Here is a 14,444-nt window from a genome sequence, read left to right as displayed (position 1 = left end):
CGGGCTACTGCGTTGCCTCGATCGCCTGCACGAGGTCGGCGACGATGTCGGCCGGGTCCTCCAGCCCCACCGAGATCCGCAGCAGGTTCGCGTGCGGCTTGGCCGCGGCTTCGACCGGCCGGTGGGTCAGGCCGGCCGGGTGCTGGATGAGGGTATCGATCCCGCCGAGGGACACGGCGTGGGTGATCATGCCGACGGCGGCCGGGATCCGCTCGGCGTGCTCGGCGCTGGCGAGCTCGAAGGCCATGAGCGATCCCGGTCCGGACATCTGTGTCCCCACCAGGCCCTGCGGGTCGCATTCGGCCAGTCCCGGGTAGTAAACCCGACTCACGAGCCCGTGCCCTGCCAGGGCAACCGCGACTTTTTCGGCGCCGGCCTGCTGGGCGCGGACCCGGACCGGGAGCGTTGCCAGCCCGCGGTGCAGCAGGTACGCCGGCCACGGCGTCAGGATGCCGCCGGTCACGGCCCGGATCTGGCGCAGGCGCACTGCCCATTCAGGGCCTGCGGCCACCACGCCGCCCATGGCGTCCCCGTGGCCGCCCAGGAACTTCGTGGCGCTGTGCAGCACCATGGCCGCGCCGTGCTTGAAGGGTTGCTGCAGTACCGGGCTGGCGAACGTGTTGTCCACCAGGAGCGGCACACCGTCGGCGGCGGCTGCCACGCGGGCGATGTCCACCAGCTCGAGGGTCGGGTTGGCCGGCGTCTCCAGGATCACCAGGCCGGTGTCCGGCCGGAGGGCGGCGCCGACGCCCTCCGGCGTCGTGAAGGTGACCTCGTTGCCAAGGACGCCGGACGCCAAAAGGTAGTCGCTGCCGCCGTACAGCGGGCGCACGGCGACAACGTGCTTCTTGCCCGCGGCCACAACCGCGAGGAGCACGGCGCTCAGCGCCGCCATTCCGGTGGCAAAGGCGACAGACTCGGGAGTGCCTTCCAGGACAGCGACGCCTTCTTCGAAGCGTGCCACCGTGGGGTTCCACAGCCGCTGGTAGACCGTGCTTTGCCCCTCCACATGTGAGCCGCCGGTGGCCATGTGCTCGTAGGCAAGGCCCCCGTCGTGCACGGACGGCAGGGGCGCCGTCGTGGACAGATCGATGGGCACCGCGTGCACGCCCAGTTCCGTGAGCCCGCTCCGGCCTGCGTGGACCGCCAATGAATCCTGAGAAAGCACCCTTGCTCCTTACGAATATTCACCATTGAATTCCGCAAGTATCTGGCAATAATTCGCGCTTTTGTAGGGGTTCTGAATGGAACTGTCGGATAACGCCGTTTATGATGAACGGAGAACACTACTAGGAGGATCCGTGAGCAGCACCGCGAAGAATGTTCGGCCGGGAGCCAGCGAGCCGCTGGACGCGATCGACGAGCGCCTGCTCGCTGCCCTCGTCGCGGACGCCCGCATCTCGAACAAACAGCTGGCAGAGCTCGTGGGGATCGCGCCGTCGACCGCGCTGATGCGCACCCGCGCCCTGTCCGAGCGCGGCATCATCGAGGGCTTCGAGGCCAATCTGAGCCTGTCCGCGATCGGGCGTTCGGTCCAGGCCCTCATTGCGGTCCGGCTCCGGGCCCATGACCGCGAGCAGATCGACCGTTTCACTGCCCGGGTGCCCAAACTGCCGGCAGTGCTCTCGACCTTCCACACGTCCGGGTCGGTGGACTACCTGCTGCACATCGCCGTCGCCACCACCGAGGACCTCCGGGACTGGGTTCTGGACAACCTGGCCACCGACCCCGTGGTGGGCCACACCGAAACCACGCTGGTCTTCGACCACATCCAGGGCAACCACGGCCCGCTGCCCTAACGGGCCCGGCCGACGCAGTTAGGGCCGGCGCAATTAGACCCTGCGCAGTTAGCCCCGGCGCAGTGCGCTTCGCAGCGTAACGGCCGCCAGCGTCAGCGCGGCGGCGGCGCACACCGTGACGAAACCGGCGACGGCGCTCTGCAGCCCGACGATCCCGGCTGCGAGCCCCAACCCGATCACCGGGAAGGCGCTGCCAAGGTACGTAATCACGTAGACGGTGCTGATGATCTGGGCGTGCCGCGCGGCCTCCACCCTGCCGGCAACGTCATTGAACACGGTCCGGAAGGCCACGCCCTGCCCCACGCCGGCAGTGATGCTGGCCAGAATCAGCAGCCACGGGCTGCTCCAGGCGGCGGCCGCGGCGATCAGCAGGACGGAGACGCCCAGGACGGCCAGGCCGGCGGACACGGCAAATCGTCCCCGGATGGCCAGCAGCTGGCTCAGGGCTGAGGACCCCAGCGTCAGCCCTGCCAGCAGGCCGATCAGCGGCCGCGAATCGGCGTGGACAATCTGGGCGAAATAGCCGGGTGCGAGCGAGAGGCAGAAACCAAAAACGGTGAAGCTCAGGAAGCCCACAGACGACGCCAGCCAGAAGGCGCCGCGCGCGTCGCTGGAGACCGAGGGCCGCCGCGGTGCCAGGACCCGCAGGGTCTGGGGACCGGCGTGCAGGCTGATGGCGGGCCGCGCCTTGAGCAGGTACAAGGGCACCAGCACGGCGGCGAGGACGATGGAGTGCAGGTAGTACGGCGTCGACGTCGGGCCCGGCAGGAGGGACAGCATTCCGCCGATTGCGGGGCCGGCCGCCACCCCGCCGGCGGAGGCCAGGAGTGTGAACCGTGAGGCCCACTCCGGCCGGCTGGGCAGCAGCTCGCGCAGGGCAGCCGAGCTGGCCCCGGTGGCGAGCGCTACGGCGACGCCCTGCAGGGCGCGCCCGGCGGAGAGCGCCACGAGGTTGCCCGCGGTGGCGAAGACAAAGCCGCCGGCCAGGCCCACCAGCACTGCCAGTACGAGGGCGGCGCGGCGGCCGATGTGATCGGACCAGTGGCCGGCCAGGACGAGTGTGGCCACGAGGGCCAGGACGTAGGCCGAGAACGCCACTGTGACATCGAGCGCCGTGATTCCAAGTTTTGCCTGCAACAGCGGGTACAGCGGCGTCGCAAGATTCGCGCCGACCAGCAGCGTAAAGATCACAACCCCGGCCATCCCGAGCCGTGCGGTGGTGGAAGCGTCCCAGCCCCAGCGGTCAGCTGTGGCCGGGCGCATGCGGAGTTCGCTAAAGACTGTCATGGCCGTGCCCTTGCATGAAATCGGGCCGCATGCGTTCCCTGTGGGGAACACCGACGGCCCGGTCGAAAAGATTGGTACCTACAGAATGCAATACCAATGATCTGGATGTCCAAGTTCTGTGCCAAAATTGAGCAAAACAGTCATTCTCAGACTGCTCAAGTGAACCGGAGTGATGATTTGAACAGTCTGGACCCCACCGACCTGAAGATCCTGCTGGAGCTGATCCGGGATCCGCGGATCCAGATCGGCGAGCTCAGTGACACCCTGGGCATCGCCCGGAACACCGCCCAGTCGCGCGTGCGGCGCATGCTGCGCTCCGGTGTGCTGCACGACGGCGGCCGTGAAATCGATCTGGAGGCGGTAGGGTACGACGTCGTCGCCTTCGTGACGATCGAGGTCAACCACCGGGAACTCGACGGCGTCGTGGGGGCCCTGCGGCTGATCGCCCAGGTTCTGGAAGTCCACGAGATCTCCGGGCGCGGCGACGTCTGGTGCCGGGTGGTGGCGACGGATACGCACAATCTCCAGGCGGCCCTCCGGTCGATCCTTCGGATCAAAGGCGTCATCCGCACCGAGACCGTCCTGGCGCTGCACACCCATATCCCGTACCGGACCGAGCCGCTGATCAGCCGGCTCGCCCAAGGCAACGCGCTCGCCCCCGGCCGGTCCGCGTCGCGGCGGGCCGGGTCCGCCGAATTCCAGGTGGACAAAGGATAATGTCCCGGTGACTATCATCGACAACGCCGTCTACGTTGACGGCATCCGCAGCGCCGAGCCGCGGAACCTCGAGCAGACTTTTGAGACCCTGACCGAGCACGGGGGCATGGCCTGGATCGGCCTGTACCGGCCGACCACTGAGGAAATGGCGGCCGTGGCGGCAGAATTCAACCTGCACGGGCTGGCGGTGGAGGACGCGATCTCTGCCCATCAGCGCCCCAAACTGGAACGCTACGACGACAACCTGTTCACTGTGCTCCGCCCCGCCAGGTACCTGGACGAGACCGAAACCGTGGAGTTCGGCGAGCTCCACGTCTTCACGGGGCGCAACTTCGTGGTCACCGTCCGGCACGCCGAGACGAAAGTCGTGGGCCAGGTCAGGCGCCGGATGGAGGGCCGGCCCGATCTGCTGCGCCACGGGCCCGAGGCCGTCCTGTACGCGCTCATGGACCAGGTGGTGGATGACTACGGTCCCGTGGTAGCCGGGCTGGAAAACGACATCGACGAGATCGAGGACCAGCTCTTCAGCGGCGACCCCCTGGTGTCCCGGCGGATCTACGAGCTCGCCCGTGAAGTCATCCATTTCCAGCGCGCCATCCACCCGCTCCCGGCAATGATGCAACAGCTCCGCCGGGGCTTCGAGAAGTACCGGGTGGACATCGAACTGCAGCACAGCCTGCGCGACGTCGAGGACCACGTGGAGCGGCTGATTTCCCGCGCCGATTCGTTCCGTGACCTGCTGCAGAATGCGCTCACCCTGGACGGAACCCTGACCGCCAACCGCCAGAACGAGGCCAGCGCGGAACAAAACGAGCAGGTCAAGAAGATCTCGTCGTGGGCCGCGATCTTCTTCGCGCCGACATTTGTGGCCGGACTGTATGGCATGAACTTCGACAACATGCCGGAGCTGCACTGGACGCTTGGCTACCCGATGGCAATCACGCTCATGGCCGGCACGGCGGCGCTGATGTACGCCATCTTCAAGAAGAAAGGCTGGCTCTAGCCAGCGGCGCGGCGGTTCCGGACCTGGACCATGAGCCGTCGGAACGCCAGGACGAACACGACCTCGATCAGCACCATCAGCCCGAGCAGCAGCCACTTCCCGCTGCCGATGAAAACGATGGCTCCGGTGAGGACCAGAATGCTCCCCAGCGCCAGGGAGTAGACGGCAAATCCGAGGGCTACCCTGGCGCTGCGGACGCCCGTGCGGAAGCCGAAGCCCTGCGGTTTCCCACCGGGGTACCCGGCAACCCGGTCCGGACCGGCGGGCTGGAGCTTGTCGAACTCCTCCCACGGGTCGCGGTCCTGCTGCTGATTGGTCATGGTTCCATTATCCCGCGGGCCCGGAAACGCCGCGCCCCTGAGACCGAACCGTTGGACACTTTCGCGCTGAAACACTTTCGCGCTGAAACATTTTCGTGCCGTCACGACGACGGGGCCAGGACCAGTGGTCCGGGCCCCGTCATTGCATGCCGATTGGGCTACTTGCTGTGGCCGTGCCCGCCCGAGTCGCCGCGCTTGCTGGTCTTGGCGGCGTGATCGCTTTCAAGACCGGCCGGAGCGGCACGGTGCTCGGCGGCCTTGGCCTGGCCGGCGGCGCGGTGTTCAGCGGCGTTGGCCTGGCCGGCGGCGCGGTGTTCAGCGGCGTTCTGGTGTGCCCATCCGCTGTTGCCGTTCGATGCGTGGGACGCGTCGGCTACCGGCGCGTCGGCCGAATCCTTCGCATCGTCTCCGGCGGGCGCCGGGGCCGGAGCAGCGGGGGCCGGAGCCGGGGCAGCAGGCTCCTGAGCGTCCGCGACCTCTTCCGCGCCATGGTCGTCCGCGTTCTGGTCGTCCGCGACCTCTTCCGCGCCCTGATCTTCCGCACCCTGATCGTCCGCGTTCTGATCGTCCGCGTCCGCCTCTGTGCCCTGATCGTCCGCCTCCTGGTCATCCGACTCAGCCGGATCGCCCGGTTCAGACGATTCAGCCGGATCGCCCGGTTCAGACGATTCAGACGATTCGTGATCGGCGGCTTCCTGGTCGCCCACTACCGGAGTCTCCGACCCGGCCGACTCGACCGGCTCAGAGGTTTCGGTGCCGGTCGCCGTCATGGTTGACGTCGGGTCAGCCGGGAGATTGGTGGTCGCGGTGGCCGCCGCTGCGCCGGCGCCGCCAGTGACGACGACGGAGGCCACTACTACTGCCTTGCCTGTGGTGCCCAGAGCACTGAGCCAGCCGATGATTCCTGCCACGGGAGATTCCTTTCAAAGCGGATAAGAGACCGCTGCCGTCCCCCCGGTCGGCAGCCAGCGCCACACTACCGCTCGGAAACGACCACTTGTCGGCCCTTTAGCCGCTCAGGCCACATCCTGAGCCAATGTTGAGCAAACACTGAGCCTCGGGGCAATCACCACGTCCTTAGGCCGCGCGTACGTCGACCTCGCCGGGTTCTGCGCCGTCGGTGCCGAAGACCAGCTGACGGGTGGCGATCTTTTCGGTGAAGAAGCGGTCGTGGCTGACCACGACGACCGCGCCGGGGAAGTGGAGCAGTGCCCGCTCCATCACCTGGGTACTGGACATGTCCAGGTGGTTGGTGGGCTCATCCAGCAGCAGCACCGAGGCCCCGGACAGCAGGCACTGGGCCATGGCGACGCGGGCTTTCTGTCCGCCGGAGAGGTTCCCGATCTTCTGTTTGAGGTCGGCCTCGGAGAACTGGAACATGGCGAGGAACCTGTTGACGGACTTCTTCGTGGCGCTGAAGGCCAGGCTGTCCGGCAGCGCGTTGACCGCGTGCGAAACGGTGTCGGCGTCGTCGAGCTCCTCCAGCATTTTGTTGTAGGAAACAAAACCCGGCCCCTTCGCCCAGACCACTTCACCGGAATCCGCCGGTTCCTCCCCGGTCAGCACTTTCAGCAGCGTGGACTTGCCGCTGCCGTTGGAGCCCAGGACCACAATCCTGTTGCCGCGGCGGATCTCAAAGCTCAGGTCCTCGAACAGGACCTTGTCGCCATAGGACTTGCCCAGTCCTTCGACCCGGCAGAGGACATCCTTCACGTGCAGCCCTCCGTAGATCTCGGTGACGATCTGGTCCACGGGACGTGGTGTCCGCGCTTTCTTGATCTTGGCCAGCTGGTTCCCCAACCCGCGGCTGGCGGCCTTGGCGGCCTCCCGGCGGTCGGCGATGCCCTCCGCTTCAAAAGCCAGCAGCTCGGACTCATGGACGAACTGGGCCTCGAGCGTCTTGAGCCGGAACTGCTTCTGGACCACGTACTCGGCGAAGTTTCCGGGGTACTCGTGCAGGTGGAAGTTTTCCACCTCGATGATCCGGGTGACCACCGCGTCGAGGAACTTCCTGTCGTGCGAGACGATGATCGCGGCGCCGCGGTAGTCGCGGAACCAGTTTTCGAGCCATTCGACACCGGCCACGTCGAGGTAGTTGGTGGGTTCATCCAGCAGCAGGACGTCCGGGCCCTCCAACAGGATCTTGGCCAGGGCGGCGCGGTTGCGCCACCCGCCGGAGAGTTCGTCGATCGCGCACGTGCGGTGGGCGTCGCTGAACCCCAGAGTGGTCAGGACCGTGTCGATGCGCCGCTTGTAATCCCATCCGTCGAGGCGGTCCATGTCCTCGAACAGCTCGGCCTGGCGCCGGATCAGCCGGTCCAGCTCCGCCTCGGCGGGGTCAGCCGCAATGGCGGCGTCGATGGCTGCCAGCTCGGCCTCGGCAGCCTTGATCTCGACAAACAGTCCGTCAAGGACCGCAAGGATGGTTGCCTCGCCGTCGAGCTCGGAAAACTGGGAGAAGTAACCCACCCTGGTTCCCTGCTCCACGGTGACCGTTCCGGTGTCCGGGGAGACCTGGTCCAGGACGAGCTTGAGGATGGAGGTCTTCCCGGAGCCGTTCTTGCCGATCAGGCCCACCCGGTCCCCGGGCTCCAGACGGAAGAACGCCTCGCGGAGGATCTGTGTGTTGTCGAAGCGGACGCTGACGTCGTGCAGCCGGACCAGGCTCACTGCTGCGCGAGACGGTTGCGGACGATTTCGCTGACGGCCTTGCCGTCAAAACGTCCGGCCACCGTGGCGGTGACGGGCTTCATCACTGCCCCCAGCTGACGCATGGACAGCTCGACGCCGTCGGCCTTGAGCGCCGCGATGGCCTCGTCCACGATCGTCTCGACTTCCGCCGCGGTCAGTGGCTTGGGCAGGTAGGCCTCGATCACCTCGGCCTCGGCGATCTCGGCCGCGGCGCGCTCGGCTTCGCCGGCCTCGGTGTAGATGCGGGCCGTGTCGCGGCGCTTGGCGGCTTCCTTTTGCAGGAGTGCGGTCACCTGTGCGTCGTCCAGCACGATGGGCGTCTTGCCCGATTTCTCCCGGGTCTCGATCTCGCCCAGGACGTTGCGCACGGTGGTCAGGGCAACCTTGTTGCGGTCCTTCATGTGGCTCACGACGTCGGCGTGCAGGCGTTCTTTCAGGGTGGTCATAGTTCTCCTCGTGTTGTTAACAAGGCTAGCGGCAGAACCCGTTGGCCCCGATCGCCGAGATGATCCGCTGGGCGTCTTCGTCCGGGAGGGCGGGGACGTCCCCGCTGAACTCCGTCTTTGCGGCAGCGATGAGCTGGTCCGCCGTCGATTGCCCCAGCAGTCGGCCGCACAGGCGGCGGGCCTTGTCGATTGCCTGGTCGTCTGGCAGGCGGGGGTTGATCTTGGCCAGCGCGGCCAGGAGGGCTTCCTGCTGGGCCGGGTCAGGCTTGGGCAGCGACGCCGGCAGGCCCGCCGCAGGGGTCCCGGCGGACGGCTCGGGGCTCGGGGAGGCGGAGCAGGCCGCGGTCAGCAGAACAGACAGCAGGGCCAGGGCGATCGGGGTGGTGTTCTTCATCGGTGGTGGCCTTGTCTGCGCTGGATGTCTGTCTTGGATGCCTGCGCTGGATTCGGCTGCCTTGCCGCTGGATTGCACGATGGCCTTGCCGCGCGGATTGCTGCGCCGGCGCGGCCACGGCGCCGTTCACGCAGGTTCACACCATCTCATGAAATCACTGGCGTTCCGTACCCGGGGTCGCCGGCAGTGCGACACGGTGCAGCTGTTCCAAATGCCGAGAGACTGGCGTAGCGTGACCTACGTCACGTCTGGTTGAGGATTGGTATCGGCCCGCTTCGCTTCGGAAGAAGGAATCCATGGATCGCCGGACTTTTCTCACTGCATTGCTGGCTGCCCTGGAGGCGGCCGGGGCCAGTTCCGCTGCCACACCCCCCGGGCCGGCTCCGGCCCTAGTTCCGGCCCTCTCCACACCGTCCCTTGCCCGTACGGCTGCCTCTGCCTCCCGGGCTCTCAAGGGCGCAGCCCACGGCGGAGATGATGCGCTGGCATTGAGGCAAATCCGGAGTCTCAATGCCAGCTGGTACTACTCCTGGGGATCCTCGTATACCGTCACGACCAACCCGGCCTTTGTCCCGATGGTGTGGAGCGCGAATGCTTTGCTCAGACAGGACGCCCTCGGCGACGTGGCCAGGCAACTTCCCCAGACGAGGACCAAACACCTCCTCGCTTTCAACGAGCCGGACCACCCAGGCCAGGCCAGCATGTCTGTCGATGAGGCCATCCGGTTGTGGCCCCACCTTCAATCCACCGGCCTGCGTCTGGGATCTCCGGCCACGGTCGATGTCAGGAGCCCGTGGCTGGACCACTTCATGGCCAGGGCGCGGCAGGCGAACCTCCGCATCGACTTCATGACGATGCATCACTACGGCTCGCCGAACCCAGAGAGTTTCCTGGCCAAGGTCTGGTACTTGCATCACAGGTATGGGAGGCCCGTCTGGGTTACCGAATTTGCCGTTGCGGACTGGCAGGCAACCCCGGCACGCCCCTCTAAGTACACGACCCGTGAGACCGCGTATTTCATGCGGGCTGCGGTTGCCGGCATGCGAGTGATGCCCTTCGTCGAACGGTTTGCGTGGAAATCCAGGGATCCCGGTGACCCCGCCATGGGCCCGTCTTCCCTCTATCAGACGAACGGCCGGCTGACCTCACTCGGCCGGCTGTACGCTTCGCTGTGACTTCCCGTCAACAGTCGGAGAGAGACCCCCCGCTACTTGTCCGTGCTGTTCGGCCCATCCTGTCGGGTGGGAAGCACGAGGAGGGCGTTACTGACGGGACGTTCCGCGCCGCCCGAGGGATATTGAGAACGGCTCCTCCGGCAACTGCTGTTGTGGAACCGCCACCGTCCAGGTTGATCGCATGGACCATTCCAAGGGACGTACCGACGTCGGCATCCCTCACTGTCCGGGCCGCGGCTTAGGCTGGTCGCATGCCGCCAACACCTGCCCAGTCTCCGGTTCCGGTTGAAGTCCTCCTCCACACAGGTCCGGCCGAGTGGTGGCAGATCGTTGCCGCGCTGGCCCCTGTTGCTGTGCTTGTGGCGGCAGCCGTGGGAGCGTTCATGGCCTGGCGGACCCTGCGCCAGAAGGCCGTCGCCGACGACCGGGCCGAGTGGTGGAAACGGACCCAATGGGCGCTGGACCGTGCCCTGGACGAGGAGGGGGACAGCAAAGCCCTGGGGCTGGCAGCGCTGGATGTGCTCGCCCGCAGCGAGTTGGCCCGCGACGAGGAGCTTGAGCTTCTGGACATTGCGTGGGAGTCCGTGAACGGGGCCGGGGAAAGCAGAGGCGACGGGCAGCACGTCGCTGCGCAGGTTACCGGCCCGGCGGCCCTCTCGCATCACCGGGTTCGGGTCGCCGCCGCCAGGCTGCGCGTCAGACTGGACGACCGGCTCGGCCGCACGACTCCTCCCGGCACTGCGGCCCTGGCCAAGGAAGCGCTCTAGCCGCGGCTCGCCCTGCCTCGAGTGGGAGCACCAGGATGACGGCCGCGCAGACGCACCCGGCGCCGCAGAGGGGGCAGAGGTAGCCGGCTGCCTGTTGCTCGTCCGCCCAGAAGGCGGGGATCGAGGCCACCTGCGCAAAGCCGGCCCGCTCCAGCATCCCCAGGGAAGAGTGCTGTGGGTCGGCCGAGACCCAGGATGCGGACACGACATCGTGGCAGCCTCGGGCCTTCAGAAAGTCCAGGCTGGCCGCGAGCATGATCGAGCCGATGCCCGTTCCCCTGGCTGCGGGCGCGACGACCTTGGGCTTCAGCTCCCCGACCCGGGCCCCGTTCGACGCCGCCCGGGTGCCCATCGTTGCGGCTCCCATGTTTTGCTGCTCGTCTTTCGGGCGTGAGCATGCACCATGGCGTCGCCTTGGTGCGTGCATGGACAACCCGGCCGGTGGCCAACAGGTGCGCCGGCCGGGGCAGTGTCGGACTACGAGTATGTCAGGCCAGCTGCATTTAAGGGCCAGCGTGGATCCAGGACGGGATAGCCTGGCCTCCCGGACCACGCCGGCATGAGGCGGGCCCGGGAAAGCCGTTGGTCAGCGGGCGAGGTACGCTCCGCTGGTCCGCGACACGGTGGTGTAGCCGAACCGTGAGCCGGTGACGCGGACGGTGAGCTTGGTGCCCTTGTCGGCGGTCCGGACCTTGTAGGTGGATGCGTAGGCGTCAGAGATGACGACGCCGTTGCGCAGCCAGCGGTACGTGAAGGCAGTGCCCCAGCTCCACGTGCCCCGCTGCACGGTCAGGACATTCCCGACCTTGACCGTACCGGCAATCGTCGGCGTGGCCGAAATCAGGGGCAGGCCCGCCACCCTCGCCGAAGCGTTGATCGTCTGGTACTTGCCGCCCGTTGCAGTCGGGTTCACGTAGGCCGAGAGCTTCGTGCTGGCGTCGGCCTTCGTCAGGACGTAACTCCAGCCGTAGGCCCCGGCGATCTGGACGCCGTTGCGCAGCCAGTGTACGTCCGAGGTGATCCCCGCCCGGTCATACCAGGGGTCGGGAGTCAAGGTCACCTTCGACCCGACGGTCAGGGTTCCGGTAATGGCCCGCGTCGACTCACGCGCGGTCACGGGCTTGGGTGCGGTGACTTTTACCCAGGCGGTGGTGTAACCGGGGGCGGACGCGGTCACAAGGACGGCGAGGGTCTTGCCAACTTGGGGCTGTTCCGGGGTGAAAGTCGCGCCGCTGACCGTTTTCGACCCGTCCAGCCAGTTGTAGGTGAACGTCAGCCTGTCGGAGGGCACGGACCAGGTCCCGGCCGACACCTTCATCACAGAGCCGGTCACGGCGTCCCCGGTCACGACCGGCTTGGTGACGTTCGTCAGCTGCTTCAGCTCCCCGGCCGCCGGCACGGCGACCGGGTTGGAGTAGATGTGGGTGTCGTACCAAGTGCCGGACTCGAGGACCAGGGTGTGGCCCTGGTCCTTGGCCGTGATCGTGTAGGTCAGCGCAGTGGCTCCGGGAATCACGACACCGTCGCGCAGCCACTTGTAGGTGTACTCGCCCCGCCAGGCAGTCCAAGGAACTTCGTCTACGGCGGTGAGGACCTCCCCCAGGCCGGTGCCGCCGGTGACCACGGCGCCGGGGGCTTGGTCGAAGTCAGAAACCTTTCGCTGTTTAGAGGTCGCGGCGGCCGGCTTGAACCCGGGCGCGTGGCCGGTGATCCTGACGCTCAGTAGCCCCGTTGATCCCCAGCCCTTCGGGTCGAACATTTCCGCGGTGGCACCCGGGATGGGCTTGCCGTCGCGAAGCCACTGGTACTGGCGGTGGATGACCGGAGCGCCCTTGAAAGTTCCCCCAGCGAACACAAGACGGCTGGGCCTATCCGGGTGGGTGTCCAATTGAGCGATGCCAACATCCCCCGCAACGACGGACGGGACAGCGCCGCCGGCGATCGTGACGGGGTTGGTTTTGGCGGACTGCAGGGTCGTCTTTGCATAGCTCGGCGCTGCCGCCGTGGTCTTGACCCGGAGGCCCTTGCCGAGGTCCGCCGTGGTGAGCAGGTAGGTGGGGCCGGTGGCGCCCGGGATGGGCACGTCGTTGCGCAGCCACTGGTGCGTGAGCGTGGCGTCCGCGGGATCCCAGGCGCCGTTAACAACGGTCAGGGTGCTGCCGACCTGGAGGGCCCCGCCGATGCCGGGCCGCGGGCCGGCGACGGCGCCGCCGTTGACCAGCATCGGATACGGATGCCCGTCCGGCGCCGTGCAGAATCTGACTGAGTCGACCACCGGGCCGCAGGAATCGATGTTCGGTGGGATGGCCCACTGATCGGGATCGGCCTGCGCCGGAACGGCGAGGCCCGCAAGCGAGAGCGCCGTGAGCGAGAGCGCAGTGAGTGCCCCGGCGATGCCGAAGCGGATGGTCTTCTTGTTCAATTTTCCCCCAAGTCTTTGAGCCGGCTCCCGGCTCCCCCGTCGCCGAGCATAATGCCCAGACACCATTTCAACAATGATTGCGCAGGTCAGGGGCTTGGAATGATGGTGCTGCTCTGCACCGGTCACGGGTCCGTGGGCAACGCGGCCGGGGTCCAGGACCAGTGCTGGGCCGGCTTCATGCAGGCGACCTTCAGCGCAGAAACGGCCTTTTCGACTGTCCAAACCGGGAAGGGCGTTGCCGCTGGCGGCCAACGACTAAGGTCAGGCTTGGAGATTTCGGTGGGTGCCGGAGCCGTGCTCAGTCGGGCTGACGGCCGCGGATCCTGGATGATCCTGCCCTGCAGCCGGGCCACGCACTCGAAGCTTCAAAAACCCTTGAAATCTGTGGAGCTAAGGAGATTCGAACTCCTGACCTCTTCGATGCGAACGAAGCGCTCTACCAACTGAGCTATAGCCCCGAAGCAACGCCGGTCCTGACGGAACGGCGTTGCCGGTGTCCCTAGGCTACAAACTATCTGCGCTGTTTTCCAGCCAGCCCCGGAAAGTCTCAGTGCCGTGTCGCGCCTCCGGTACCAGGTTCAACCCCTCGCGCAGGTAGCGGCCCATCGCGCCGGGCAGTGGGAAGCGCACGAGTTGACCCTTTGTGCGGGTGGCCCGCTGCCATTCCCGGGCAAAGTCGACCATGTCTTTGGATTCCGGGCCGCCGAGGTTCAGCACCCGGTGCCGCGGGCCCGCGGCTGGAACGGGCGCCGGTTCAAGGGCGGTCTCCAGCAGCACCGCGGCTGCGTCGGCCGGCGATACCGGCTGGAACCGGGCACCTCTGACCACGGGGATGATCCGCAGCTTCGAGCCGGCGCCGAACAACATCGCGAGCAACGAGTGGAACTGGGTGGCCCGGACCACCACGGTTTCGAGTCCGGACAGCTCGTAGGCGTGTTCTTTGGCAGCTTTCGACCGGTAGAAGGAGGAGTTGCTGCGATCGCAGTTCACGATGGACAGCATGACGGCCCTGGCCGTTCCCGCGTCCTGTGCAGCGGCCAGAAGCCGCGCACCGCCGTCGGCGAAGTTCTTGCGCGCCTTCCCGGCGCGCCCTTCCAGGCAATCGATCACGACGTCGGCGCCGGCCAGGGCGGCCGCTATCCCCTCTCCCGTCGTGACGTCCGCGCGGAAGTACTCCGCGCCCGGGATGTTGCCGGCGGCGCCGGCCCCTGGCGGGTTGCGGCTGAGGACGGCCACGGCGTGCCCGGCGTCGACGGCCAGGCGCACCACTTCTCGGCCCACTTGCCCGGTTCCACCGGCAACGCAGATCCTTGTCATGACCCGAGGCTACCGCAGCGAAGCCCGCTGGCGACGCTGCGGGGAAATGAAAAACCCCGGGCCGCCATCGCTGGCTGCCCGGGGTAATCTCCGGAAGGACGGGGCG

General features: G+C 67.1%; 16 protein-coding genes and 1 tRNA gene. 5 read left to right on the top strand and 12 right to left on the bottom strand.

Translation table 11 applies throughout. The annotated features are described in order from the left end of the window. Window positions 1-4: 4 nt before the first annotated feature. Window positions 5-1,168 (bottom strand): trans-sulfuration enzyme family protein, encoded by a 1,164-nt coding sequence (locus AC1DKN_RS04045; protein ID WP_476870506.1) that lies wholly within the window; start codon window positions 1,166-1,168, stop codon window positions 5-7. Window positions 1,169-1,301: 133 nt separating this feature from the next. Between AC1DKN_RS04045 and AC1DKN_RS04040 the strand changes: the two genes are divergently transcribed. After that, entirely contained in the window at window positions 1,302-1,799 is a 498-nt protein-coding gene (locus AC1DKN_RS04040) for an Lrp/AsnC family transcriptional regulator (protein ID WP_018773770.1), read from the top strand. 48 nt (window positions 1,800-1,847) lie between these two features. On the opposite strand, the gene AC1DKN_RS04035 is transcribed toward AC1DKN_RS04040, so the two are convergent. Beyond that, window positions 1,848-3,086, bottom strand: coding sequence for an MFS transporter (locus AC1DKN_RS04035; RefSeq protein ID WP_476870505.1), 1,239 nt, complete (start codon window positions 3,084-3,086; stop codon window positions 1,848-1,850). Window positions 3,087-3,263: 177 nt separating this feature from the next. On the opposite strand from AC1DKN_RS04035, the gene AC1DKN_RS04030 reads away from it, so the two are divergent. After that, a complete protein-coding gene (locus tag AC1DKN_RS04030; RefSeq protein ID WP_476870539.1) occupies window positions 3,264-3,803 on the top strand; it encodes an Lrp/AsnC family transcriptional regulator in 540 nt (179 codons plus the stop codon). 7 nt (window positions 3,804-3,810) lie between these two features. Further along, window positions 3,811-4,806 (top strand): magnesium/cobalt transporter CorA, encoded by a 996-nt coding sequence (gene corA / locus AC1DKN_RS04025; protein ID WP_230009012.1) that lies wholly within the window; start codon window positions 3,811-3,813, stop codon window positions 4,804-4,806. On the opposite strand, the gene AC1DKN_RS04020 is transcribed toward corA, so the two are convergent. From AC1DKN_RS04020 to AC1DKN_RS04000, 5 genes are all read right to left on the bottom strand, one after another. Continuing rightward, complete coding sequence (locus tag AC1DKN_RS04020; RefSeq protein WP_476850318.1) at window positions 4,803-5,126, bottom strand: hypothetical protein; 324 nt, start codon at window positions 5,124-5,126, stop codon at window positions 4,803-4,805. The two genes, corA and AC1DKN_RS04020, sit on opposite strands and share 4 nt — an antisense overlap. A gap of 158 nt (window positions 5,127-5,284) precedes the next feature. Beyond that, window positions 5,285-6,037: a hypothetical protein gene (locus tag AC1DKN_RS04015; RefSeq protein ID WP_476870504.1), complete on the bottom strand. Its 753-nt coding sequence runs from the start codon at window positions 6,035-6,037 to the stop codon at window positions 5,285-5,287. A gap of 166 nt (window positions 6,038-6,203) precedes the next feature. Beyond that, window positions 6,204-7,796 carry an ABC-F family ATP-binding cassette domain-containing protein gene (locus AC1DKN_RS04010; RefSeq protein ID WP_476850316.1) on the bottom strand — a complete coding sequence of 531 codons (1,593 nt, stop codon included), beginning with the start codon at window positions 7,794-7,796 and terminating at the stop codon, window positions 6,204-6,206. Further along, on the bottom strand, window positions 7,793-8,263 hold the full coding sequence (locus tag AC1DKN_RS04005) for a GatB/YqeY domain-containing protein (RefSeq protein WP_018773763.1): 471 nt from the start codon (window positions 8,261-8,263) through the stop codon (window positions 7,793-7,795). Before AC1DKN_RS04005 ends, AC1DKN_RS04010 begins: the two co-directional genes overlap by 4 nt. Before the next feature lie 25 nt (window positions 8,264-8,288). After that, on the bottom strand, window positions 8,289-8,657 hold the full coding sequence (locus tag AC1DKN_RS04000; RefSeq protein ID WP_476850315.1) for a hypothetical protein: 369 nt from the start codon (window positions 8,655-8,657) through the stop codon (window positions 8,289-8,291). 296 nt (window positions 8,658-8,953) lie between these two features. Between AC1DKN_RS04000 and AC1DKN_RS03995 the strand changes: the two genes are divergently transcribed. Next, complete coding sequence (locus tag AC1DKN_RS03995) at window positions 8,954-9,832, top strand: glycosyl hydrolase (protein WP_476870503.1); 879 nt, start codon at window positions 8,954-8,956, stop codon at window positions 9,830-9,832. A 7-nt stretch (window positions 9,833-9,839) separates the two neighbouring features. Here AC1DKN_RS03995 and AC1DKN_RS03990 read toward each other — a convergent pair whose 3' ends face one another. Next, window positions 9,840-10,022, bottom strand: coding sequence for a phosphodiester glycosidase family protein (locus AC1DKN_RS03990; protein WP_476870502.1), 183 nt, complete (start codon window positions 10,020-10,022; stop codon window positions 9,840-9,842). A gap of 61 nt (window positions 10,023-10,083) precedes the next feature. Between AC1DKN_RS03990 and AC1DKN_RS03985 the strand changes: the two genes are divergently transcribed. Further along, window positions 10,084-10,599: a hypothetical protein gene (locus tag AC1DKN_RS03985; RefSeq protein ID WP_476870501.1), complete on the top strand. Its 516-nt coding sequence runs from the start codon at window positions 10,084-10,086 to the stop codon at window positions 10,597-10,599. Here AC1DKN_RS03985 and AC1DKN_RS03980 read toward each other — a convergent pair. From AC1DKN_RS03980 to AC1DKN_RS03965, 4 genes are all read right to left on the bottom strand, one after another. Next, window positions 10,529-10,966 (bottom strand): N-acetyltransferase family protein, encoded by a 438-nt coding sequence (locus AC1DKN_RS03980; protein WP_476870500.1) that lies wholly within the window; start codon window positions 10,964-10,966, stop codon window positions 10,529-10,531. The genes AC1DKN_RS03985 and AC1DKN_RS03980 overlap by 71 nt on opposite strands. Window positions 10,967-11,185: 219 nt before the next feature. Next, entirely contained in the window at window positions 11,186-13,021 is a 1,836-nt protein-coding gene (locus AC1DKN_RS03975; RefSeq protein WP_476870499.1) for a hypothetical protein, read from the bottom strand. Window positions 13,022-13,406: 385 nt separating this feature from the next. After that, window positions 13,407-13,479 (bottom strand) — tRNA-Ala (locus AC1DKN_RS03970). 46 nt (window positions 13,480-13,525) lie between these two features. Continuing rightward, window positions 13,526-14,338: an SDR family oxidoreductase gene (locus tag AC1DKN_RS03965; protein ID WP_476870498.1), complete on the bottom strand. Its 813-nt coding sequence runs from the start codon at window positions 14,336-14,338 to the stop codon at window positions 13,526-13,528. Between the last annotated feature and the right edge of the window lie 106 nt (window positions 14,339-14,444).

The sequence above is a fragment of the Arthrobacter sp. 01N444 genome (assembly GCF_056399305.1).
This window is presented reverse-complemented; position numbering and strand designations above follow the sequence as displayed.

Excerpts from the sequence above, each read along its gene's own strand:
- AC1DKN_RS04000 (WP_476850315.1), bottom strand. The coding sequence starts at position 8,657 with ATGAAGAACACCACCCCGATCGCCCTGGCCCTGCTGTCTGTTCTGCTG.
- AC1DKN_RS04020 (WP_476850318.1), bottom strand. The coding sequence starts at position 5,126 with ATGACCAATCAGCAGCAGGACCGCGACCCGTGGGAGGAGTTCGACAAG.
- AC1DKN_RS03990 (WP_476870502.1), bottom strand. The coding sequence starts at position 10,022 with ATGGTCCATGCGATCAACCTGGACGGTGGCGGTTCCACAACAGCAGTT.
- AC1DKN_RS03985 (WP_476870501.1), top strand. The coding sequence starts at position 10,084 with ATGCCGCCAACACCTGCCCAGTCTCCGGTTCCGGTTGAAGTCCTCCTC.
- AC1DKN_RS03965 (WP_476870498.1), bottom strand. The coding sequence starts at position 14,338 with ATGACAAGGATCTGCGTTGCCGGTGGAACCGGGCAAGTGGGCCGAGAA.
- AC1DKN_RS03995 (WP_476870503.1), top strand. The coding sequence starts at position 8,954 with ATGGATCGCCGGACTTTTCTCACTGCATTGCTGGCTGCCCTGGAGGCG.
- AC1DKN_RS04035 (WP_476870505.1), bottom strand. The coding sequence starts at position 3,086 with ATGACAGTCTTTAGCGAACTCCGCATGCGCCCGGCCACAGCTGACCGC.
- AC1DKN_RS03980 (WP_476870500.1), bottom strand. The coding sequence starts at position 10,966 with ATGGGAGCCGCAACGATGGGCACCCGGGCGGCGTCGAACGGGGCCCGG.
- AC1DKN_RS04005 (WP_018773763.1), bottom strand. The coding sequence starts at position 8,263 with ATGACCACCCTGAAAGAACGCCTGCACGCCGACGTCGTGAGCCACATG.